17 protein-coding genes and 1 riboswitch are annotated in these 21,147 nt (G+C 58.6%); of the genes, 5 read left to right on the top strand and 12 right to left on the bottom strand.

Features of this window, described 5'->3' with window-relative positions; genetic code table 11:
* Positions 1–11 precede the first annotated feature (11 nt).
* Positions 12–1,448 carry a dihydropyrimidinase gene (hydA, locus tag EE949_RS26185; protein WP_122666956.1) on the top strand — a complete coding sequence of 479 codons (1,437 nt, stop codon included), beginning with the start codon at positions 12–14 and terminating at the stop codon, positions 1,446–1,448.
* A gap of 194 nt (positions 1,449–1,642) precedes the next feature.
* On the opposite strand, the gene EE949_RS26180 is transcribed toward hydA, so the two are convergent.
* On the bottom strand, positions 1,643–2,362 hold the full coding sequence (locus EE949_RS26180) for a 16S rRNA (uracil(1498)-N(3))-methyltransferase (RefSeq protein WP_122666955.1): 720 nt from the start codon (positions 2,360–2,362) through the stop codon (positions 1,643–1,645).
* Between the two features lie 170 nt (positions 2,363–2,532).
* Positions 2,533–3,939 (bottom strand): adenosylmethionine--8-amino-7-oxononanoate transaminase, encoded by a 1,407-nt coding sequence (locus tag EE949_RS26175; protein WP_122666954.1) that lies wholly within the window; start codon positions 3,937–3,939, stop codon positions 2,533–2,535.
* Between the two features lie 482 nt (positions 3,940–4,421).
* Here EE949_RS26175 and EE949_RS26170 point away from each other — a divergent pair, with 482 nt between their 5' ends.
* Positions 4,422–6,281 carry a flavin monoamine oxidase family protein gene (locus EE949_RS26170; RefSeq protein WP_122666953.1) on the top strand — a complete coding sequence of 620 codons (1,860 nt, stop codon included), beginning with the start codon at positions 4,422–4,424 and terminating at the stop codon, positions 6,279–6,281.
* Positions 6,282–6,589: 308 nt separating this feature from the next.
* Here the strand turns inward: EE949_RS26170 and EE949_RS30010 are convergent, their stop codons facing one another.
* Positions 6,590–6,721, bottom strand: a complete 132-nt coding sequence (locus tag EE949_RS30010) for a hypothetical protein (RefSeq protein WP_275898964.1) — start codon at positions 6,719–6,721, stop codon at positions 6,590–6,592.
* A 698-nt stretch (positions 6,722–7,419) separates the two neighbouring features.
* On the opposite strand from EE949_RS30010, the gene EE949_RS26160 reads away from it, so the two are divergent.
* Entirely contained in the window at positions 7,420–7,968 is a 549-nt protein-coding gene (locus tag EE949_RS26160; RefSeq protein ID WP_087265722.1) for a cytochrome b, read from the top strand.
* A 27-nt stretch (positions 7,969–7,995) separates the two neighbouring features.
* A complete protein-coding gene (locus EE949_RS26155; protein ID WP_122666951.1) occupies positions 7,996–8,574 on the top strand; it encodes a YceI family protein in 579 nt (192 codons plus the stop codon).
* 236 nt (positions 8,575–8,810) lie between these two features.
* Here EE949_RS26155 and EE949_RS26150 read toward each other — a convergent pair whose 3' ends face one another.
* The 3 genes from EE949_RS26150 to ahcY all read right to left on the bottom strand — a co-directional run bounded on the left by EE949_RS26150 (position 8,811) and on the right by ahcY (position 13,692).
* Entirely contained in the window at positions 8,811–10,724 is a 1,914-nt protein-coding gene (locus tag EE949_RS26150) for a DEAD/DEAH box helicase (protein WP_122666950.1), read from the bottom strand.
* A gap of 469 nt (positions 10,725–11,193) precedes the next feature.
* Positions 11,194–12,039 carry a methylenetetrahydrofolate reductase [NAD(P)H] gene (metF, locus tag EE949_RS26145; protein WP_122666949.1) on the bottom strand — a complete coding sequence of 282 codons (846 nt, stop codon included), beginning with the start codon at positions 12,037–12,039 and terminating at the stop codon, positions 11,194–11,196.
* Positions 12,040–12,282: 243 nt separating this feature from the next.
* A complete protein-coding gene (ahcY, locus tag EE949_RS26140) occupies positions 12,283–13,692 on the bottom strand; it encodes an adenosylhomocysteinase (RefSeq protein WP_122666948.1) in 1,410 nt (469 codons plus the stop codon).
* A gap of 22 nt (positions 13,693–13,714) precedes the next feature.
* A riboswitch (S-adenosyl-L-homocysteine riboswitch) is annotated at positions 13,715–13,819 on the bottom strand.
* A 249-nt stretch (positions 13,820–14,068) separates the two neighbouring features.
* Here ahcY and EE949_RS26135 point away from each other — a divergent pair.
* Entirely contained in the window at positions 14,069–14,473 is a 405-nt protein-coding gene (locus EE949_RS26135; protein WP_122666947.1) for an acyl-CoA thioesterase, read from the top strand.
* Positions 14,474–14,668: 195 nt separating this feature from the next.
* Here the strand turns inward: EE949_RS26135 and EE949_RS26130 are convergent, their stop codons facing one another.
* The 6 genes from EE949_RS26130 to ltnD form a co-directional block, all read right to left on the bottom strand.
* Positions 14,669–15,730: an alpha/beta fold hydrolase gene (locus EE949_RS26130; protein ID WP_122666946.1), complete on the bottom strand. Its 1,062-nt coding sequence runs from the start codon at positions 15,728–15,730 to the stop codon at positions 14,669–14,671.
* A 56-nt stretch (positions 15,731–15,786) separates the two neighbouring features.
* Entirely contained in the window at positions 15,787–16,575 is a 789-nt protein-coding gene (gene otnI / locus EE949_RS26125; protein WP_122666945.1) for a 2-oxo-tetronate isomerase, read from the bottom strand.
* Between the two features lie 21 nt (positions 16,576–16,596).
* A complete protein-coding gene (locus EE949_RS26120; RefSeq protein WP_122666944.1) occupies positions 16,597–18,057 on the bottom strand; it encodes an SLC13 family permease in 1,461 nt (486 codons plus the stop codon).
* Positions 18,058–18,142: 85 nt separating this feature from the next.
* Positions 18,143–18,781: an aldolase gene (locus EE949_RS26115; protein WP_122666943.1), complete on the bottom strand. Its 639-nt coding sequence runs from the start codon at positions 18,779–18,781 to the stop codon at positions 18,143–18,145.
* Complete coding sequence (gene otnK, locus EE949_RS26110; RefSeq protein ID WP_122666942.1) at positions 18,778–20,070, bottom strand: 3-oxo-tetronate kinase; 1,293 nt, start codon at positions 20,068–20,070, stop codon at positions 18,778–18,780. Before otnK ends, EE949_RS26115 begins: the two co-directional genes overlap by 4 nt.
* A gap of 10 nt (positions 20,071–20,080) precedes the next feature.
* Positions 20,081–21,031, bottom strand: a complete 951-nt coding sequence (gene ltnD, locus EE949_RS26105; RefSeq protein ID WP_257153381.1) for an L-threonate dehydrogenase — start codon at positions 21,029–21,031, stop codon at positions 20,081–20,083.
* Between the last annotated feature and the right edge of the window lie 116 nt (positions 21,032–21,147).

Raw genomic sequence — 21,147 nt, 5'->3', positions numbered from 1 at the left:
AGCACCGCGCCATGCAGGCTTTCGATTTAGTCATTCGCAACGCCAAAGTCATCACCGCAGCGGACAGTTTTGTCAGTGATATTGGTGTTCGCGACGGGTTGATCGTCGCGCTGGGTCTGGGCCTGGATCGTGCTTCCCGGGAGATCGATGCAGCCGGTCGCTCGGTGACGCCAGGCGGTATCGACAGCCATGTGCATCTGGATCAGCCCACCGGCGACGGCTCGGTGATGGCGGACGATTTCGAAAGCGGGACGCGCTCCGCGGCCTGCGGCGGTACGACGACGGTGATCCCGTTCGCCTGTCAGCAGAAAGGGCAAAGTCTGCGAGCCGCTGTCGATGATTATCACCAGCGAGCGGATGGCAAGGCGTTGATCGATTACGCTTTCCACTTGATCGTGACGGACCCCACCGAAGACGTGTTGAGCCGGGAGCTGCCCGCACTGATCGCGGAGGGTTACACCTCGTTCAAGATCTACATGACCTACGACGCGCTGAAACTGGACGACCGACAGATACTGGAGACGTTGTCTGTCGCACGAGCACAAGGTGCGATGGTCATGCTGCATGCTGAAAACAGCGATTGTATTGCCTGGCTGACCGAGCGCCTTTTGGCGGCGGGGTTAAGCGCTCCGCGTTATCACGCAACGTCGCGCCCGATGCTGGTGGAGCGCGAAGCCACCCACCGCGCCATTGCTCTGGCTGAACTGGTGGATGTGCCGATCCTGATCGTGCATGTATCGGGGCGCGAAGCCATCGAGCAGATTCGCTGGGCGCAGGACCACGGCTTAAAGGTGTATGGCGAAACCTGTCCGCAATACCTGTTTCTGACCGCCGACTCGCTGGGCTGCGATGACAGTTTTGAAGGCGCCAAATGCATTTGCAGCCCGCCGCCGAGAGACGCTGCGAACCAGCAAGTCATCTGGGACGGCCTGCAGAATGGCTCGTTTGAGGTGTTCTCCTCGGACCACGCGCCGTTTCGTTACGAAGGCCCGGACGGCAAACGTGCTCACGGCGAGCATGCGCCGTTTTCGGAAGTGGCCAACGGCATCCCCGGCATTGAAACGCGCATGGCATTGCTCTGGTCGGAAGGCGTCTGCACCGGGCGCATTACTGCGCAGGAGTTCGTCGCGCTGACGTCGACCAATGCGGCGCGGCTGTATGGCTTGTACCCACGCAAAGGCAGCATCGCGATTGGCGCCGATGCGGATTTGGTGATCTGGGACGAAGGGCTGGATTTCGAGTTGCACAACGACCGCTTGCACCATCGCGTGGATTACACGCCATACGCGGGTATGCGTTTGACTGCCTGGCCTGCGCTGACTCTTTCACGGGGCGAAGTGGTGTGGGATGGCACAGCGCTGGGCCAGAAGGGACGCGGACAGTTCTTGCCCTGCGCAAGACCGGAACCGGCCAAGGCCCGGCGTAGGAAAACCGAGTTGCCGGTTTGATTTATCAACGGCTATAGGCATCGCCCCGTTGTCCTTGGCACCACGCCGTCGTGATGCCAACACGGACCTGTAGGAGTGAGCTTGCTCGCGATAGCGTAAGCACAGGCGATATATTCATCGACTGACAGACCGCTATCGCGAGCAATGTGGATCGCCACCCCGGTCACCCCTACAGGGAGAGCATGTCTCGGAAGTTAAAAATCCCCCCACAACTGCTGCGCCACGCTCAGTGCAACTACAGGTGCAGTTTCTGTGCGCAGTACTCGTGGGCCGAGGCGGGCGGCGTGGAAGCCAGCGTCCTGAGCCTGATCGACTTCGGCGTCGTTCAAACCGCCTTCCGGGCCGATCAGGAAGGCGAGGGTGGTGGGTTTGCTGTGGCTGGTCAGCGGCTCTGCAACCGGGTGCAGCACCAGCTTGAGTTCGGCATCGCTGCGCTTGAGCCATTCAGCCAATGGCATCGGCGGGTGAATCACCGGGACCACCGAGCGACCACATTGCTCGCAGGCGCTGATCGCGATCTGCTGCCAATGGGCCTGACGCTTCTCGGCGCGTTCGTCCTTGAGGCGCACTTCACAGCGCTCGCTGACAATCGGGGTGATCTCCGTGACGCCCAATTCGGTAGCTTTCTGAATCGCCCAGTCCATGCGCTCGCCACGGGACAAGCCCTGGCCGAGATGGATGCGTAGAGGCGATTCGGTCTGGCCGGGGAAGGTTTCGTCGAGCTGAACGCGTACGCGTTTCTTGCCGACTTCCAGCAAGGTGCCGCGAAACTCCTGGCCTGAGCCATCGAACACTTGCAACGCATCGCCTTCGGCCATACGCAGCACGCGGCCGATGTAATGCGCCTGGGCTTCAGGCAGTTCGTGTTCACCGAGGCTCAGGGTGGCGTCGATGAAAAAGCGGGACAGTCTCATGGTGGGTCTCTGAAATTTTGGTGTGACCTCTGTAGGAGTGAGCTTGCTCGTGATGGCGTTTTTCCTTCCGACATATCAGGTGACAAGGCAGACCGCTATCGCGAGCAAGATGGAGCGCCATCCCGGTCACTCCTACAGGGGGAGCGCATTTCAAAATCAATAATTAGTACCTAACCCGGATCACGAAAATCCGGATGGAAATTCTCTCTTACGGCAACGCTGATGCTTTTCCGCGTCGCGATGTCGATGCCTTCAGTCGCGACTTCGGCGAGGAAGTCTATCTGCTCTGGCGTGATCACATAGGGTGGCAGGAAGTACACCACGCTGCCCAGCGGACGCAATAGCGCGCCACGCTCCAGTGCATGCTGGAACACCTGCAGGCCACGGCGTTCCTGCCATGGATAAGCAGTCTTGGTGGCTTTGTCCTGAACCATCTCGATGGCCAGCGCCATGCCGGTCTGACGCACTTCCGCCACATGCGGGTGATCGACCAGATGCGCGGTAGCGGTGGCCATACGCTGGGCCAGAGCTTTGTTGTTTTCGATGATGTTGTCTTGCTCGAAGATATCCAGCGTCGCCAATGCCGCCGCGCACGCCAGCGGGTTGCCGGTGTAGCTGTGCGAATGCAGAAAGGCGCGAAGCGTCGGGTAGTCGTCGTAAAACGCGTCGTACACGTCGTCGGTGGTCAGCACGGCCGCCAGTGGCAGATATCCACCGGTCAGGGCCTTGGACAGACACAGGAAGTCCGGACGAATACCGGCCTGCTCGCAGGCAAACATGGTTCCGGTGCGGCCGAAGCCCACCGCGATTTCATCGTGAATCAAGTGCACGCCGTAGCGGTCACAGGCCTCACGCAGCAGCTTGAGGTACACCGGGTGATACATGCGCATACCGCCTGCGCCCTGAATCAATGGCTCTACGATGACGGCGGCCACCGTGGAGTGGTTCTCGGCCAGCGCATGTTCCATGGCGGCGAACATATTGCGCGAGTGTTCTTCCCAACTCATGCCTTCGGGGCGGTGGTAGCAATCCGGGCTTGGCACCTTGATGGTGTCCATCAGCAGCGCTTTATAGGTTTCGGTGAACAACGGCACGTCGCCCACTGACATCGCGGCCATGGTTTCGCCGTGATAGCTGTTGGTCAGGGTGACGAAGCGCTTCTTGTCCGGTTGACCGCGGTTGAGCCAATAGTGAAAGCTCATTTTCAGCGCGACTTCGATGCAGGACGAACCGTTGTCGGCGTAGAAGCAGCGGGTCAGACCTTCTGGCGTGAGTTTGACCAGTCGCTCGGACAGCTCAATCACCGGCTGGTGGCTAAAACCGGCGAGGATCACGTGCTCCAGTTGGTCGACCTGATCCTTGATACGTTGGTTGATGCGTGGGTTGGCGTGTCCAAACACATTGACCCACCAGGAACTGACGGCGTCCAGATAGCGTTTGCCTTCGAAGTCTTCCAGCCACACACCCTCGCCACGCTTGATGGGAATAAGCGGCAGGCTTTCGTGGTCTTTCATCTGGGTGCAGGGGTGCCACAGAACCTTGAGGTCGCGCTGCATCCACTGATCATTCAGGCCCATTGGTTTTCTCCGGATAGCGACTCGCATGGTGCGAGGGCGAGCAATCGCGCAAGCCTATGCAATGACCGGCTACGGGACAACCTTTAGTGCCAATTGGTTTTGGATGCTTCGCGACGACGCGGTGTCGCGGACGCAGGGCGGCTTAACATTAACAACACGTAACTATCTGAATGTACGCAATCCTGTGGGACCGGATTCATCCGGGAAGAGGCCGGTCCAGTCACCAATTTTTCATCGTTGGGAATGCCGTCTTCCCGGATGAATCTGGTTCCACTGGCCATCTGTTTGCCGCGAGACAGCGTGGTGCCATGGAAACCGGGCCGCTACAGTCATGTATTTCATTTCAAGCGGCTTTTATGTTTGTCAGGCGCCTGATGGACATCACTGGTAGCCCTGATGCGGCTGGCGTATCCTTCCCGCCTCTGTGACGTATCGAGCGTCATATCCCGAAACCTCCCCCTGCTTTTTTCGGAGTCTGCTGAATGCTTTCTGGTTGGCTGCGCGCCTGTGCGCTCGTTTTAGTTGGGCTGGTCAGCGTTTCGGCGCTCGCTAATGAAAAACCAAAGACCGCTATCGTAGTTGGCGGTGGGCTTGCGGGCCTGACGGCTGCTTATGAGCTGCAAGCCAAAGGCTGGCAGGTCACCTTGCTGGAAGCCAAACCAAGCTTGGGCGGCCGTTCTGGCCTGGCCACCAGCGAATGGATCGGCAACACCAAGGCTCAGCCTGCGCTGAACCAGTATCTGGAGCGCTTCAAGCTGGCTACCGTGCCCGCTCCGGAGTTCGTTCGCACGCCGGGCTACCTGATTGATGGTGTGTATTTCAGCAAGGCTGATCTGGCCCTCAAGCAACCGGCGACCGCCGAGGCGATCAAGCGTTACGAGGAAACTCTCGACAACCTCGCGCGTTCTATCGACAACCCTGAGAGCCCTGCGTCGAACAGCACCTTGTTCGCGCTGGATCAGATCAACGTGGCCAACTGGCTGGATCGTCTGACCCTGCCAGCGACCGCTCGCCAGTTGATCAACCAGGAAATTCGTACGCGTTACGACGAGCCTTCGCGCTTGTCGCTGCTGTATTTCGCACAACAGTCCCGTGTCTATCGCAACGTCGACGACCGTGATCGTCGTGCTGCGCGTCTGCCGGGTGGTAGCGCGGTGTTGGCAGAGGCGTTTGCCAAGCAGATCAAGACTATCAAGACCAACTCGCCCGTCTCCGCAATCATTCAGGAAAAGGATGGCGTGACGGTCAAGGCAGGCGCGGTCGGTTACAGCGCTGATTACGTGGTGCTGGCCGTGCCGCTGCGGGCGTTGAGCAAGATCCAGATGACGCCTGCGCTGGATGCCCAGCACATGGCAGCGATCAAGAGCACCAACTACGGTTGGCGCGACCAGATCATGCTCAAGTTCAAGACGCCGGTGTGGGAAAGCAAGGCGCGCATGTCCGGTGAAATCTTCAGTAATACCGGTCTGGGCATGCTCTGGATTGAGCCAGCAACCAAGGGTGGCGCCAATGTGGTGATCAACCTGTCCGGCGATAATGCACGGATCATGCAGGCTTTTGGCGACAAGCAATTGGTGGATCAGGTACTGATTCGCCTGCACACGTTCTATCCACAGGCTCGCGGCGCTTATACAGGCTACGAGATCCGTCGTTACAGTGTTGACCCGTCCACTGGCGGTTCTTATCTGGCCTTTGGGCCAGGGCAGATCAGCAAGTTCTGGCGCGTATGGGAAAAGCCGATTCAGCGTGTAGCCTTTGCGGGTGAGCACACTGATGCACTTTACCCAGGTACGGTTGAGGGCGCTCTGCGTACCGGTCAACGTGCTGCCAGCCAGGTTCAGGATCTGGCTGCTGGCAAGTCGTTCGAACCGGTCAAAATCGCTCCTGCGCCAGCACCTGCTGCTGCCAAGAAGGACGAAGGTGGTTTCTTCAGCAACCTGTTTGGTGGTTCGTCTGACAAGGCCGAAGCCAAGAAGCCAGAACCAGCCAAAGCGGCTGACGCCAAGGCTAAAGAGAAGCCAGGCTTCTTCGCGTGCTTGTTTGGCTGCCCTGAAGAACCTGCCGCCAAGCCGGTCGAGAAAGCTCCAGAGCCTGCGCCTGCGCCCGCACCAGAGCCTGTAGCTCCAGTGGTTGCGCCCGTCGTTGCGCCGGTCAAGGCAGAACCTGCCAAAGCCGAGCCTGCGAAAAAAGCGCCGGTGAAGAAGACCGAACCTGCGAAGAAAGCTCCGGCTAAAGAAGCTGCGAAAAAGGCACCGGCCAAAACGCCGGCCCAGATCGAGGCTGACAAAAAAGCCGCTGCAGCCAAGGCGAAGGCCAAAGCAGCCGCTGAAGCTAAAAACTGATCGGACTGAAGTAGCAAAGAAAAGGGCGCGATCAATGAGATCGCGCCCTTTTTTTATTTGGCAACCTCACGCCCCGGATCAGTTAGAGCGGGGCTTTAGCTCGCATCAATCATGGGCTTGAAACACATACCTTGTAGGAGTGAACTTGTTCGCGATCTGGCGCGAAGCGGCAGCAACGACCGCGACTCGGTGCATTTGCTGGAATCAGGTCGCCAGATTTACGACTGCTGCGCAGCCGTTCGCGAACAAGTTCACTCCTACAGGTCGGTGTTTGCGGTAGGAGGCAAGGTCTATAAAAATGAAACCGCTTACTTGGCACCGCTCGTTGCGAAACTCTTGGCGCCTTCAACACGCCGGTCTTCTTTGAGCACCCACTGCGGCTCACTCTTGCACTTGTATTTCACGCCTTTACGTCGCGTCATGGCGCCTACTGTCGTCATGCATTCCTCTCTGGATGCGTAGGCGTCTCCAGGCCTTCGCTCCTCCACACAGCCTTCCATACCACTGCACATCGTCATCACGACAAAATACACGGTCATCATTTCGGTGTTGCTCCATTTATCAGTACGACCTGAACGTCCTGCGCCGGTGCTCGTTACTGTCTGAAGACTGGTAGCAGTGATTGATTGGGCACGCGCAAGAGAAGTACAGGCTCGTCCCTTGTAGGCCTGGGAGGATGCTGAGGCTTATTTGAGGCTCTAACAATGGCCTAGGGCCTCCACCTGTCGGAATAATGTCACTCGTTTATATTTTGTTGGGGGGTGTCATTTTTCCTGACAGAAATAACGACAGTATTTTGACTTTTCGTGCTTTTATGCGTTTGCCTAGAGCGAAGGGGCGCATGTAAGGCGTGTGGGAAAGCGGGGAAGATAAGGCCATATTGCCGCTCATCGTGGTTGATAAGCCGATGGTCATTACAAGGTTTTGTTGGGGAGCAATTCTGGGGATGCTGAGCTGGAGAGACTCGAAAATAGGGTTTCTTAAACTATCGTGAGCAGTTGGCAGCGCGGGTCGCTGACGAAATGGAATATGAGAAAAACGTAACAATCGTATTTTTCGATACTTCAAAGCAAAATTTTGCGCTTTCATTCGATAGATAAAAAGCTAGTCTGGCATTAATTCCTACAGGGTAATGGCAATGCAGTTACGCAACTCATCCTCTCGCTACGGTCTGGTCAGCATGGTGCTGCACTGGGGCGTTGCTGTTGCAGTGTTTGGTTTGTTCGCGCTAGGGCTGTGGATGGTTGGTCTGGATTATTACGACACCTGGCGTAAAGCCGGACCTGATCTGCACAAGAGCATTGGCATCACGTTATTCGCCTTCATGCTGTTCCGCATCGTCTGGCGCTTGCTCAGCCCGCCGCCGCCCTCTCTGGCCAGCTATGGCAAGTGGACACGGATCGGTGCGCACGTTGGGCACATGTTTTTGTATGTCGGCCTGTTCGCTGTGATGTTCGCCGGTTACCTCATTTCCACCGCCGACGGCGTGGGGATCCCGGTGTTTGGTCTTTTTGAAATACCTGCGCTGGTCAGTGGGCTGCCTGAACAGGCAGAAACCGCAGGCTGGATTCACCTGTACCTCGCTTGGGTATTGGTTGTCTTCGCAGGGCTGCACGGTCTTGCTGCACTGAAACACCACTTCATTGATCGCGATGTGACCCTCAAGCGTATGCTGGGTCGCGCTTAATTGTTCAACCAAAACGGGAATAAAAGCATGTTGAAGAAGACTCTCGCCGCTCTGGCTCTTGGTACCGCACTGTTGTCCGCCGGTCAGGCGATGGCCGCTGATTACGTCATCGACAAAGAAGGTCAGCACGCTTTCGTTGACTTCAAGATCAGTCACCTGGGCTACAGCTTCATCCACGGTACTTTCAAAGACTGGAGCGGCAAGTTCAGTTTTGACGCTGCCAAGCCTGAAGCCAGCAAAATTGACGTTGAGCTGAAAACTGCCAGCCTGTTCACCAATCACGCTGAACGTGACAAGCACATCCTGAGCAAAGACTTCCTGGATGCCGGCAAATTCCCGGAAGCCAAGTTCGTCTCCACCGCTGTTAAGTCCACTGGCGAGAAAACTGCCGACGTGACGGGTGACCTGACCCTGCACGGCGTGACCAAGCCAATCGTGATCAAGGCAACTTTCAACGGCGAAGGCAAGGATCCATGGGGCGGCTACCGTGCCGGCTTCAACGGCACTTCGACGCTTAACCTGAACGACTTCGGCATCAAAGGCCCAGGTCCTACCTCGCAGACTCTGAACCTGGAAATCAGCTTCGAAGGCGTTCAAGCCAAGTAAGCGTTCCGGTTGATCAAAAAACGCCGACCTCAGGGTCGGCGTTTTTTTGTCTCAAACACGACAATTGACTGTGGGAGCGAATTCATTCGCGAAGGCGGCGTTTCAAACGACGAGTATGCATTGGATCTACTGGCCCCTTCGCGAATGAATTCGCTCCCACAAGGATCGGCTTCAAAAAGGGTTCACACATAAAAACGCCCCGAACCAGTCGGGGCGTTTTTTTGTTCCAGCCTTGCTTAACCTTCGCGGTTGCGGGTCAGCAGGGCGGGTTTTTCACCGCGTGGGCGGCTTGGCAGTTGATCGAGTTGCTCAGCGGACGGGAAGCGATCGCTTTTCGACTCTTTGTGCATGATCTTCGGTTGTGGCTGGCTCTGACTGTCGCGAGGACCGCGAACAGCCGGTTCCTGACGGGCCGAATCATCGCGTGCCGGGCGGCGATTGCGCGGGTTTTCGTCACGGCGAGCCTGACCATCGCGCGGAGCGCCGTTACGTGGGCCATTACGCTTGGCAGGCGGTGTGCCTGTTGCTGCACCGCCGCCGCTACGTGGGCCGCTTGGGCGAGGACCGCGTGCAGCAGGTGCCGCGCCGCCAGGTGCAGCGCCAGTAGCCGGGGCGCCCGGACGACGACCGCGACCCTGATTCTTGTTCTGGTACGGGCTGACGTAATCAGCGCGGTTGCCGAAGTTATCCACTTCGTCATCCAGGAACTCGTCCGGAGCACGATCTGCGGCCGGGCGAGGTGCCGCTGCCGCACGTGGCGTCGAAGAGCGCTGTTCGCGGGCTGGCGAACCGTCACGAGGCTTTTGTTGCTCACGTGATTTGCGGGCAGGGCGTTCGCCAGCAGCAGCTGCCGGTTTTTCTTTACCCTTGTCCTTGCCTTTGTCTTTACGGCCGCCGCCACCACCGCCACCGTTCGGGCCATCGCCACGCGGGCCGCGCGGATTGCGTGGGTTACGCACGTCCGGACGCTCACGAACTTCAGGCTTCTCGGCTTCTACTGCAGACATGTCGAAGCCCATCAGATCGCCGTCGGCGATCTTTTGTTTGGTCATGCGCTCGATGCTTTTCAGCAGCTTTTCTTCGTCCGGCGCGACCAGCGAAATCGCTTCGCCGTTACGGCCTGCACGGCCTGTACGGCCGATGCGGTGAACATAGTCTTCGTCTACGTTCGGCAGTTCGAAGTTGACCACGTGCGGCAATTGGTCGATATCCAGGCCGCGAGCGGCGATATCAGTTGCAACCATGATGCGTACTTCACCGGCCTTGAAATCGGCCAGTGCTTTGGTGCGAGCGTTCTGGCTCTTGTTACCGTGGATCGCCACAGCGGTAAGGCCGTGCTTGTCCAGGTACTCGGCCAGACGGTTTGCACCGTGTTTGGTACGAGTGAAGACCAGCACTTGCTCCCAGGCACCCTGAGTGATCAGGTGCGCCAGCAGCGAACGCTTGTGGTTGGCGGGCAGGCGGAATACGCGTTGCTCGATACGCTCTACCGTAGTGTTCGGCGGCGTGACCTCAATGCGTTCCGGGTTGTGCAGCAGCTTGCCCGCCAACGCCGTAATGTCGTTGGAGAACGTTGCAGAGAACAGCAGGTTCTGGCGCTTGGCTGGCAGACGTGCGAGGACTTTCTTCACGTCATGCACGAAGCCCATGTCGAGCATCCGGTCGGCTTCATCGAGCACGAGGATTTCAACGTGGGACAGATCGACGCTGCCTTGACCGGCCAGATCGAGCAGGCGACCAGGGCAGGCAACCAGCACGTCTACGCCGCGGGCCATGGCTTGAACCTGGGGGTTCATGCCAACGCCACCGAAGATGCAGGCGCTGACGAACTTCAGGTCACGGGCATACAGCTTGAAGCTGTCATGCACCTGGGCGGCGAGTTCGCGAGTCGGGGTCAGGACCAATACGCGCGGTTGGCGCGGGCCGTGACGCTGGGATTTGTCCGGATGACCGTTGGGAAACAACCGCTCCAGGATCGGAAGGGCGAAACCACCGGTTTTACCAGTACCTGTCTGGGCGGCAACCATCAGGTCGCGACCTTGCAACACGGCGGGAATGGCCCGCTGTTGCACCGGAGTAGGCTGGGTATAGCCCGCTGCCTCGATGGCGCGAACTAGAGCCTCGGAGAGACCGAGGGAAGCAAAGGACATGAGTAATCCTGTTTTTAGTTAGAGCTTATGCTCAAAGGGAAGTCTTGCCTGGCGCGAATGGCGTTCAGGCTTCGTCGAAACTGCCTGAGCGTCGACCATGCTGTTCGGTGAACAGGGTGATCGCGGCTCGGTGTTTTCGTTCAAGCTTTGGAGAACGCAGTCCCGTCCGGTCCTGCTGGGCCTTCAGGGCATCTCGTGACGCTGCGCGATAAAAAAGATGCGCTATTGGCGTGATCGATGAGCCTGAAACAAGACCGAGCATCCGGGCGTAAGCCTGGCGGGAAGGCCGGAGTATAACAGAGCAAACGCCAAGTGCTGCTTTCCTGCTGCTCAACGGCGTATTGAGTGCTGCGGTCATCGGGAACCGGCAGGTCACAATGCGCGAAACCTGCCGGCCGAGCAACCCCGACCGTACACCAAGCCGTAGGACCGGCCGGGCGACGACATTCACCGTCCGGCCCTGCCTCGCTTAACGCGGCAGCTTCAGGTTGTTCCAGATCGCCAGACTCGGGTCAGCCTGGTTCAGGGTGTAGAAGTGCAAACCTGGCGCTCCACCTTCCAGCAGGCGCTCACACATTTCGGTGATGACCTGTTCGCCAAACGCCTGAATGCTCTGCACATCATCGCCGTAGGCTTCGAGTTGCTTGCGGATCCAGCGCGGGATTTCCGCACCGCACGCATCGGAAAAGCGCGCGAGCTTGCTGTAGTTGGTGATCGGCATGATGCCGGGCACGATTGGCAGGCTTACGCCCTTCTTCTGTACGCGTTCGAGGAAGTAGAAGTAGCTGTCGGCGTTGAAGAAGTACTGGGTGATTGCGCTGTCGGCACCGGCCTGCGCTTTGTGTACGAAGTTCTTCACGTCGTCATCAAAATTGCGCGCCTGAGGGTGCATCTCAGGGTAGGCAGCTACTTCGATGTGAAAGTGCCCGCCGGTCTCTTCACGAATGAAGGACACCAGGTCGCTGGCATAACGCAGTTCGCCACTGGCAACGCCCATACCCGAAGGCAGGTCGCCTCGCAGGGCAACGATACGCGTGATGCCAGCCTCCTTGTATTGGTTCAGCAGGCCGCGCAGGTCGTCCTTGCTGTCGCCAACGCAAGACAGGTGCGGAGCTGACGGCACTTGTATTTCATTTTGTAGCTGCAGCACGGTATTGATCGTACCGTCGCGTGTAGATCCGCCCGCACCGTAAGTGCAGGAGAAGAAAGCGGGGTTGTAGCCAGCTATCTGACGAGCAACGTTCAGAAGCTTTTCATGGCCAGCTTCGGTCTTCGTTGGGAAGAATTCGAAGCTGAAGCTGCGGTCTTGGGACATGGTCAATAACCTTGGGAATTCGAAAGCCTTACGCCTGACGTATCCCTGTAGGAGCGAGCCGCTCGCGATAGCGGTATTCGGGGCAACATTTATGGTGCCTGTTTTACCGCTATCGCGAGCAAGCTCGCTCCTACAGAAACGCGCACGTTTCGATAGTCGCGGGGTGCTCGCATTCTGTGACCGCTTCGCGGTCATTCGCGGGCAAGCCTCGCTCCCACAAGGAAGCGAGGCCCACTCTATCAATCAGTAGCGATACGCGTGCGGCTTGAACGGACCTTCAACAGCCACGCCAATGTAGTCGGCCTGGGTCTTGGTCAGTTTGGTCACAACGCCGCCGAAGCCGCGAACCATTTCCAGGGCCACTTCTTCGTCGAGTTTCTTCGGCAGTACTTCAACGGTCAGACGCTCGGCTTTTTGCGCCGGGGACAGATCGGCGTACTTCTGACCGAACAGGAAGATCTGCGCCAGAACCTGGTTGGCGAACGAGCCGTCCATGATGCGGCTTGGGTGACCTGTGGCGTTGCCCAGGTTAACCAGACGGCCTTCGGCCAGCAGGATCAGGTAGTCATCGTTCTGGGCATCGAATGCGCCAGGGCCGGTACGGTGGATCTTGTGTACTTGCGGCTTAACTTCTTCCCATGCCCAGTTCTTGCGCATGAAAGCGGTGTCGATTTCGTTGTCGAAGTGACCGATGTTGCAGACCACAGCGCGTTTTTTCAGCGCTTTGAGCATGTTCGAGTCGCAAACGTTGACGTTACCAGTGGTGGTCACGATCAGGTCGATCTTGCCCAGCAGTGCTTTGTCGATGCTGGCTTCGGTGCCGTCGTTTTCACCGTCGATGAACGGCGAAACCAGCTCGAAACCGTCCATGCAGGCTTGCATGGCGCAGATCGGGTCGACTTCGGTCACTTTAACGATCATGCCTTCCTGACGCAGGGATTGAGCCGAGCCCTTGCCCACGTCGCCATAACCGATAACCAGTGCTTGCTTGCCCGACAACAGGTGGTCAGTACCACGCTTGATGGCGTCGTTCAGGCTGTGACGGCAGCCGTACTTGTTGTCGTTCTTGCTCTTGGTCACCGAGTCGTTGACGTTGATGGCCGGGATTTTCAGCTCGCCTTTGGCCAGCATGTCCAGCAGACGGTGAACGCCAGTGGTGGTCTCTTCGGTCACGCCGTGAACGCGGTCCAGGATGGCCGGGTATTTCTTGTGCAGCAGCTCGGTCAGGTCGCCGCCGTCGTCGAGGATCATGTTGGCATCCCAAGGCGCGCCATCTTTCAGGATGGTTTGCTCAAGGCACCACTCGTACTCTTCTTCAGTCTCGCCTTTCCAGGCGAAAACAGGGATACCGGCAGCAGCAATGGCAGCAGCGGCCTGGTCTTGAGTGGAGAAAATGTTGCAGGACGACCAGCGAACTTCGGCACCCAGGGCAACCAGGGTTTCGATCAGTACGGCAGTCTGAATGGTCATGTGGATGCAGCCGAGAATCTTCGCGCCCTTGAGCGGTTGCTCGCCGGCGTATTTGCGGCGCAGGCCCATGAGGGCAGGCATTTCGGATTCAGCGATGATGGTTTCGCGGCGGCCCCAGGCAGCCAGGGACATGTCGGCTACTTTGTAGTCGGAAAAATCTGCGGGCGTGATTACTGCACTCATTAGAGAGTCTCCATTCGTAGTGTGCGAATGGGCGCCGTTGTGCGTTTAAGGTTCGACGGGACAACCCGATCGAACAACGCCCCATCCGAGCCTGACAGGAAAACCTGCTGCAGCGCCCCTCGGACAGGTGGCGGGAACGGTATCAATTGAAGATGACCGTTTTGAAGCGGTGGGGATTATAGCCAAGCTGGCTCATCTTCCCAAGGTTTTCTATCGGCGGCTGCCGAGGCAACTCCAGTCCAGCGACTGAAAAAATACCGGGGACCGGATGGACGGTGCCACTACTCTATGAATTCGATAGGAAGCGATGACTGTGCTGATACCCGCTGTGTCTGCCATGATTACCCGCATCAATCGGCAGACGTCAGGAGCAAGCATGAATTTCCACACTCGCAAGTGGGTGAAACCTGAAGATCTCAATCCTAACGGCACTTTGTTCGGTGGCAGCCTGTTGCGCTGGATCGATGAGGAAGCGGCAATTTACGCCATCGTGCAATTAGGCAATCAGCGCGTGGTGACCAAGTACATTTCCGAGATCAACTTTGTCAGCGCCTCACGCCAGGGCGACATCATCGAACTGGGTATCACCGCCACTGAGTTCGGCCGTACCTCGATTACCCTGACATGCCAGGTGCGCAACAAGATCACCCGCAAGAGCATCCTGACGGTCGAGAAGATGGTATTCGTCAACCTCGGCGAAGACGGCCTGCCCGCACCGCACGGCAAGACCGAAATCACCTATGTGAAAGATCAGTTCAAGGACGAGGCGATCGACGAATAAACCGAAGCGGCCGGTCTTGTCTGGAAATGCGGTCTCCTGTGGGAGCGGTGCTTGCCCGCGATAAGGCTGGACGCGGTTCACTTAAGATCGCGGTGTCCCTATCGCGGGCAAGCACCGCTCCCACAGGGTTTTGCGTCGTCTATCAGCTCGCAGGCAAACATCGAGTCTCCCGCTGAAGGATAGATCTCAATACCATCAAGGCCGCGCAGTCGCCTTCATGAACTCACTCAGCGGTTCAGCATAAAAACGAGCCATGTTGGTCGTACCGTGTCCGCGGGTCTCCGCACTGGCAGGAATCAATACCAGACGTGCGTTCTTCAGCTGAGCGAGTGATTTCTGCAGAGTCCCGGTCTCAGGTGGATTGCGCTCGTCGTCTGCACTGTTGATTGCCAGCACCGGCGCTTTAATTGCCGAAAGCTTTGGCGAGACATCGTAGTCCGCCGAGGACTGCCATTGGTAAATGAAGTCGTTCGCGTCGCCCGGCAGCGGTGCCGCCAATCGCTCATCAACCAGTTTGTCTGCCTGTGCTCGTGTAGGCGCCATGGCCTGATAAGCAAGGGTGCCACCGCTGGTACCGAAGCCAAACATCACATTAGCCAGGCGCAACGAAGGCGGCGGGCTGGTGTAGTTGCCTTCGTTCCAGGCCGGGTCCTGCTTGATGGATTCGATCAGCATGCGCCGCATGATCCAGTTGCGCGCCGACATCGCGGTAGGTTGCGAAGCCATTGGCACCAAGGCGTCCATCATGTCCGGCCATTTCTGGCCCCACATCCAGGTCTGCATGCCGCCCATGGAATTGCCCATGACTAGCCGCAAATGCTTGATGCCCATCCCTTCAGTCAACAGACGATGTTGCGCCACGACCATATCGTCGTAGTTGTAAGCAGGAAACTTCATGCGCAAACCATCGGAAGGTTTGCTCGACTTGCCGACGCCGATGCCATCGGGCGCGATGATGTAGTACTTGCTGGCGTCCAGAGGTTGCCCGGGACCAAACAACTCACCCCCGAAGTCCTTGCCCAGCATGTCGCTGGCAGGGCGATTGGTGCCATGCAGAAAGAGCACTGCGGGGTTCTTTGGATCGCCGACGGTGATGTAGCTCATCCGCAGGTTGTCCAGTTTTTCGCCGGTATGGAAAGTGAAGCTGGGCGCTGTCCATACCGCTTCCACTGCGGCTGGAACACTCGCCGCGAAGGCCATTCCCGTCTGCGCCACGATCAGCAGCGCAGCGCACAGGCCACCTTTGAATCTCCGCATGTTCAGTTCCCCTTTTTATTTTTATGAGGTGAAGCTGTTGCCAGGGCCGACTGTACTCAGCGCTTGAGGCTCTGCCAATCGCGCAACCATTGCAGGCCGGTGCTGGTGTCGCCTTTAGGCCGATATTCGCAGCCAATCCAGCCTGTGTAACCCAGGCGATCAATTTCTTCGAACAGCCAGTTGTAGTTCAACTCGCCCAGATTCGGCTCGTGACGATCCGGCACACCGGCAATCTGGATGTGGCCTACACCCGCGAAATCACGACGCAGCTTCGAGATCACGTCGCCCTCAACGATCTGGCAATGATAGAAGTCGAACTGCACTTTGAGGTTGGCAGCGCCCACTTCTTTGCAGATAGCCTGCGCCTGATCCTGACGATTCAGGAAGAACCCCGGCATGTCACGGGTATTGATCGGCTCGATCAGCACCGTGATGCCCGCCTTGGCAGCTTGGTCAGCGGCGTAGGCGAGGTTTTCCAGGTACACCGCCTGATGGCGTGCACGAAGCTCTTCACTGGGCAACAAACCCGCCATCACGTGAATCCGGTCGTTGCCCAGCACGTTGGCGTATTCCAGCGCGCGGGCGATGCCGGTGCGGAATTCTTCTTCACGCCCCGGCAACGAAGCAATGCCGCGCTCGCCTGCCGCCCAGTCACCCGGCGGTGCATTGAACAGCGCTTGCACCAGTCCGTTGTCACTCAGGCGCTGCTTGAGCTCCTGAGTGCTGTAGTCGTACGGAAACAGATACTCGACGGCAACGAAACCATCGGCGGCCGCTGCGCTGAAGCGCTCGAGAAAATCATGTTGCGGGTAAAGCATGCTGAGGTTGGCAGCGAAACGAGGCATGTTAACTCCAGTCTTGTTGGATCAGACGAATGGCCAGATCACCAGGGTCGCGAGGAAGCCGAGGGTGCCAAGGATAGTCACCAGCACGGTCCAGGTACGCAGGCCGTCGGCGACATTAAGGCCAGCCAGTTTGGTGAACATCCAGTAACCGGCATCGTTGATGTGCGACATTGCCAGACCGCCACCGCCCATGGCCAGACACAGCAGAGCCAGGTGGTTAGGTGTCAGGTTCAAGGTTGCGATCAGCGGGCTGAGAATACCGGCAGTGGTCACCAGTGCAACGGTAGTGGAGCCTTGCACGGCACGCAGCAGCAGGGTCAGCAGGAAGCCCAGCGCCAGAACCGGCAGGCCGGTGGTGCGCAATGCTTCGGAGACGACAGCGCCGATACCGGTATCAACCAGTACTTTACCGAACACGCCACCGGCACCGGCGATCAGAATAACCATGGCCACACCCGGCAGCGCCGAGCCGATTACGTCAGACACCTGAGTACGGCTCCAGCCGCGGCGAGTACCCAGCAACCAGGCACACAGCAGGGTGTCGATCAGCAGGGCAACCAGCGGCGCACCCAATACAGTCAGCACACTGCGCAGCGTCGAGTCGACGGGCAGCATGGTGGTGGCCAACGTACCGAGCAGAATCAGTACGATCGGCAGCAGGATCAGGCCGATGATCAAACCGAAGCCAGGCGCCGGAGCGGGCGGCAGCGATGCGGCAAGGCTGCTGGCGCTTTCTTCCATGCCTGGCTTGTTCGAATGCGTCGCTTCGCTGCTGGTGTTGGAGTAGTCGCCGTTATGCCAGGCTTGCAGGTCGGCGTTGGTCATATGCGGGCCGTAGACTTCGGCACGGATATCGTCGGTCATTGGGTAGAACTTGCGAGTCATACGACCCGCAATGAAGTAACCGACCAGGCTCAGGACCGCAACCATCGGAATACCAAACATCAGTACGCGACCCAGGTCAGCGCCCAGTTGACCTGCAGCGGCCACAGCCCCCGGATGCGGCGGCAGGAAGGCATGCACTGCCAGCAACGCCGCGCACATCGGCAAGGCGAACAGCAGCAGTGGTTTACGAGCCGCGCGGGCGACGCCGTAGGCCAGCGGCATGAGGATGATCACGCCCACTTCGAAGAACACCGGAATACCGACGATGAAACCGGCAACGGTCAGGGCCAGCGGCGTGCGCCGGTTGCCGAAGCGTTTGATCAGGGTTTTTGCCAATGCCTCGGCGCCACCGGACAGCTCGATGATGCGTCCGATCATCGCGCCCAAGGCGATGATGATCGCGATGTGACCGAGGGTTTTGCCCATGCCGCCTTCGATGGTGGCAACCAGATCAGCCGGCTTCACACCTGCGACCAGCGCAACAATGATGCTCACCAGCATCAACGCCACGAACGGCTGGAATTTGTATTTGAGGACCAGGAACAGCAGCAGCGCGATGCCCGCGCCAGCGATCAACATCAGCATTAGTGGCGTCATACTTTAAAGTCCCATTGTTATTGTTTTCCGGCTGGGCCGGGTCTTGTCGGGGGCCGCTGAGCGGCCCTCAATCAAATGCCTTGAACTACCACTTGGCCCCAAAAACCTCACGCAACTCTTCCAGAGCAGCCGGGTCGAGTGGCGCGGGTTTTGGGTTGCTCATCAACCAGAGTCGAGCGGTCTCTTCCAATTCTTCGAGGGCGTAGGCGGCCTTGGCAACCGAGCTTTCCCAGATAACCGGTCCGAGCCGTTCGAGCATCACGCCGCGCACACTGTTGGCCAGTTGCGCGACACGCTGGGCGACTTTCGGCGAGCCGGGACGCTCATAACCAATGAGCGGAATCTGCCCGACTTTCATCACCTGATAAGGCGTCAGTGGCGGCAGGATGTTGTCCTCCTGCCAGACGCCCGCCAGGGTCAACGCAACCAGATGCGTGGAGTGGGTATGCACCACGCCGCCCACACCCGGATTGCGGTCGTAGACCTCGCGATGCAGCGCGAGGGTTTTTGAAGGTTTGCTGCCCGACACCCATTCACCGGCCAGATTGACCTTGGCGATTTCGGTCGGATCAAGGCGACCCAGGCACGCGTCAGTTGGCGTGATCAGCCAGCCGTCATCGAGCCGCGCGCTGATGTTTCCGGCGCTGCCGACGGTGTAGCCACGGCCATACAACAGCCGGCCGATGTCGCAGATTTCTTCGCGAAGCTTGTTTTCTGCACTCATACAGATTCCCCCGCCAGCTGCTTGAGGGCCTTGCTGAAGAAGTCGCGGCCACCGAAGTTGCCGGATTTCAATGCCAGGGCCAGCGGCTGGTTGCCGCTGCTGACGGTTGCGGGGACACCCGGATCAATCTGCGCGCCGATTTTGAGCAGTTGTACGCCCAATGCCTGAACCACTGCACCCGAAGTTTCACCGCCCGCCACAACAAAGCGGCGCACGCCTGCATGCAGCAGGCCTTTGGCGATCTGGCCCAGAGCGTCTTCAACCAGCGCACCAGCACGTTCAACGCCCAGTTGTTGCTGAACGGCTTTGACTTCGTTTGGCGAGCTGGTGGCGTAGATCAATACCGTTTCACCGGCTTTGCGAGCGAACTCCAGCGCCTGTTCAACCACCGGACGGCCAGCGGCGAGTTCCAATGGGTTGATGCGCAGGGCAGGGCGATTGGCTTCCAGCCAGGCCGCGACCTGACCGTTGGTGGCGACCGAAGCGCTACCCGCCAACACCACTTCACCACCGGCAACCGGATCAAGTTTGGCGGCGTCGATGTCGCGCAATTTGCCAGCCTTGCGGAAGTTGCCCGGCAAGCCCAGGGCCAGGCCCGAGCCACCGGTCAGCAGTGGCAGGTCGGCACAGGCCTCGCCGAGGGTGTAGAGATCGGCGTCGGACAGCGCATCGGCAATCGCCATGCTCACACCGTCGGCGCGCAACTCTGCGATCTTGCTGCGCACGCCTTCAACGCCTTTGGCGATGCTGTCGTAGCGCAGCAGGCCGACTTTCTGTTGGGTTTGCGATTGCAGCACACGTACCAGATTGGCGTCGGTCATCGGCGTCAGCGGGTGATGCTGCATGCCGGATTCGCTGAGCAACTGGTCCTGAACGAACAAGTGGCCACGGAAGATTGTGCGGCCGTTTTCCGGGAATGCCGGGCACGCCAGCGTGAAGTCGCTGCCGAGCTTTTTCAGCAACGCTTCGCTGACCTGGCCGATGTTGCCAGCGGCGGTAGAGTCGAAGGTCGAGCAGTACTTGAAGAAGATTTGCTCGCAGCCACGCTCGCGCAGCCATTCCAGCGCAGCGAGGGATTCCTCGACCGCTTCGGCGGCAGGCGTGGTGCGGGATTTCAAGGCAATGACGATGGCGTCGGCATCCAGATCCGCAGCCATTTCAGCCGTTGGAATACCGATGCTTTGCACGGTGCGCATGCCGCCGCGTACCAGCATGTTGGCCAGGTCGGTGGCGCCGGTGAAATCGTCGGCGATGCAGCCCAGCAACGGGCGCACAGGAGAATTACTCATCGGTTGCCCCTTAAGCTTGTTCTGGCTTGGCTTTCGGCAATTCGATGCCCGGGAAAATCTTGATCACGGCGGAGTCATCTTCACGACCGTAACCGGCGCTGGAAGCCTGCATGAACATCTGGTGTGCAGTGGCCGACAGCGGCAGCGGGAATTTGCTGGTGCGAGCAGTATCCAGTACCAGGCCCAGATCCTTGACGAAGATATCCACAGCCGAGAGCGGCGTGTAATCGGCCTTGAGGATGTGCGGCACGCGGTTTTCGAACATCCACGAGTTACCGGCACTGTTGGTGATCACTTCGTAAAGCGCGTCGGCGTCGACGCCTTCACGCAGGCCCAGCGCCATGGCTTCGGCACTGGCGGCAATGTGAACACCGGCCAGCAACTGGTTGATGATTTTGACTTTCGAGCCGAGGCCGTGAACGTCGCCAAGGCGATAAACCTTGCCTGCCATACCGTCGAGAATCGCTTGAGCCTTGGCGTAGGATTCAGCCGGGCCGGAGGTCATCATGGTCATCTGGCCAGCGGCTGCTTTAGCTGCGCCGCCGGAGATCGGGGCATCAAGGTACAGCAGGCCTTTATCGACCAGACGTTGGCCGAGCTCGACGGCAAAGGTCGGGGCAACGGTGGCGCAACCGATGACCAGGCTGCCAGGGCGCAGTGCCGCGATGGCGCCGTTCTCACCGAACAATACGGTTTCGGTCTGCTCAGCGTTGACGACGACGGTGATGATCACATCGCAGGCGGCTGCCATGGCAGCAGGGGATGCACAGGCGACGCCGCCTTCGGTGGCGAATTGCTCGGTCACGGCGCTGCGGACATCACACGCATGAACATTGAAACCACTGCGCAGCAACGAGCGGGCAATGCCCAAACCCATCGCACCCAAGCCAATAACGCCGACGTTCTTGTTAGTCATGCTGTCTTCCTCGGATGGTTGCCGATGCTCGTCACTGCCAGCAATCGGTCAGAATTGTTCTGATCTGTGAATCCGATAGTGAATCAGTGAGCAAATAATGTGAAGTATTATTTCTTGTTCACATGGATTCACATTGGCGGAGGCGTTTCGTTGGAGCGGGG

Source organism: Pseudomonas viridiflava (assembly GCF_900602065.1).
GTDB lineage: Bacteria > Pseudomonadota > Gammaproteobacteria > Pseudomonadales > Pseudomonadaceae > Aquipseudomonas.
Note: the sequence above shows the minus strand (reverse complement) of the source record. Positions and strands in the feature narration are given on the sequence as shown.

Excerpts from the sequence above, each read along its gene's own strand:
- hydA (WP_122666956.1), top strand. The coding sequence starts at position 12 with ATGCAGGCTTTCGATTTAGTCATTCGCAACGCCAAAGTCATCACCGCA.
- EE949_RS26180 (WP_122666955.1), bottom strand. The coding sequence starts at position 2,362 with ATGAGACTGTCCCGCTTTTTCATCGACGCCACCCTGAGCCTCGGTGAA.
- EE949_RS26175 (WP_122666954.1), bottom strand. The coding sequence starts at position 3,939 with ATGGGCCTGAATGATCAGTGGATGCAGCGCGACCTCAAGGTTCTGTGG.
- EE949_RS26170 (WP_122666953.1), top strand. The coding sequence starts at position 4,422 with ATGCTTTCTGGTTGGCTGCGCGCCTGTGCGCTCGTTTTAGTTGGGCTG.
- EE949_RS30010 (WP_275898964.1), bottom strand. The coding sequence starts at position 6,721 with ATGACGACAGTAGGCGCCATGACGCGACGTAAAGGCGTGAAATACAAG.
- EE949_RS26160 (WP_087265722.1), top strand. The coding sequence starts at position 7,420 with ATGCAGTTACGCAACTCATCCTCTCGCTACGGTCTGGTCAGCATGGTG.
- EE949_RS26155 (WP_122666951.1), top strand. The coding sequence starts at position 7,996 with ATGTTGAAGAAGACTCTCGCCGCTCTGGCTCTTGGTACCGCACTGTTG.
- EE949_RS26150 (WP_122666950.1), bottom strand. The coding sequence starts at position 10,724 with ATGTCCTTTGCTTCCCTCGGTCTCTCCGAGGCTCTAGTTCGCGCCATC.
- metF (WP_122666949.1), bottom strand. The coding sequence starts at position 12,039 with ATGTCCCAAGACCGCAGCTTCAGCTTCGAATTCTTCCCAACGAAGACC.
- ahcY (WP_122666948.1), bottom strand. The coding sequence starts at position 13,692 with ATGAGTGCAGTAATCACGCCCGCAGATTTTTCCGACTACAAAGTAGCC.
- EE949_RS26135 (WP_122666947.1), top strand. The coding sequence starts at position 14,069 with ATGAATTTCCACACTCGCAAGTGGGTGAAACCTGAAGATCTCAATCCT.
- EE949_RS26130 (WP_122666946.1), bottom strand. The coding sequence starts at position 15,730 with ATGCGGAGATTCAAAGGTGGCCTGTGCGCTGCGCTGCTGATCGTGGCG.
- otnI (WP_122666945.1), bottom strand. The coding sequence starts at position 16,575 with ATGCCTCGTTTCGCTGCCAACCTCAGCATGCTTTACCCGCAACATGAT.
- EE949_RS26120 (WP_122666944.1), bottom strand. The coding sequence starts at position 18,057 with ATGACGCCACTAATGCTGATGTTGATCGCTGGCGCGGGCATCGCGCTG.
- EE949_RS26115 (WP_122666943.1), bottom strand. The coding sequence starts at position 18,781 with ATGAGTGCAGAAAACAAGCTTCGCGAAGAAATCTGCGACATCGGCCGG.
- otnK (WP_122666942.1), bottom strand. The coding sequence starts at position 20,070 with ATGAGTAATTCTCCTGTGCGCCCGTTGCTGGGCTGCATCGCCGACGAT.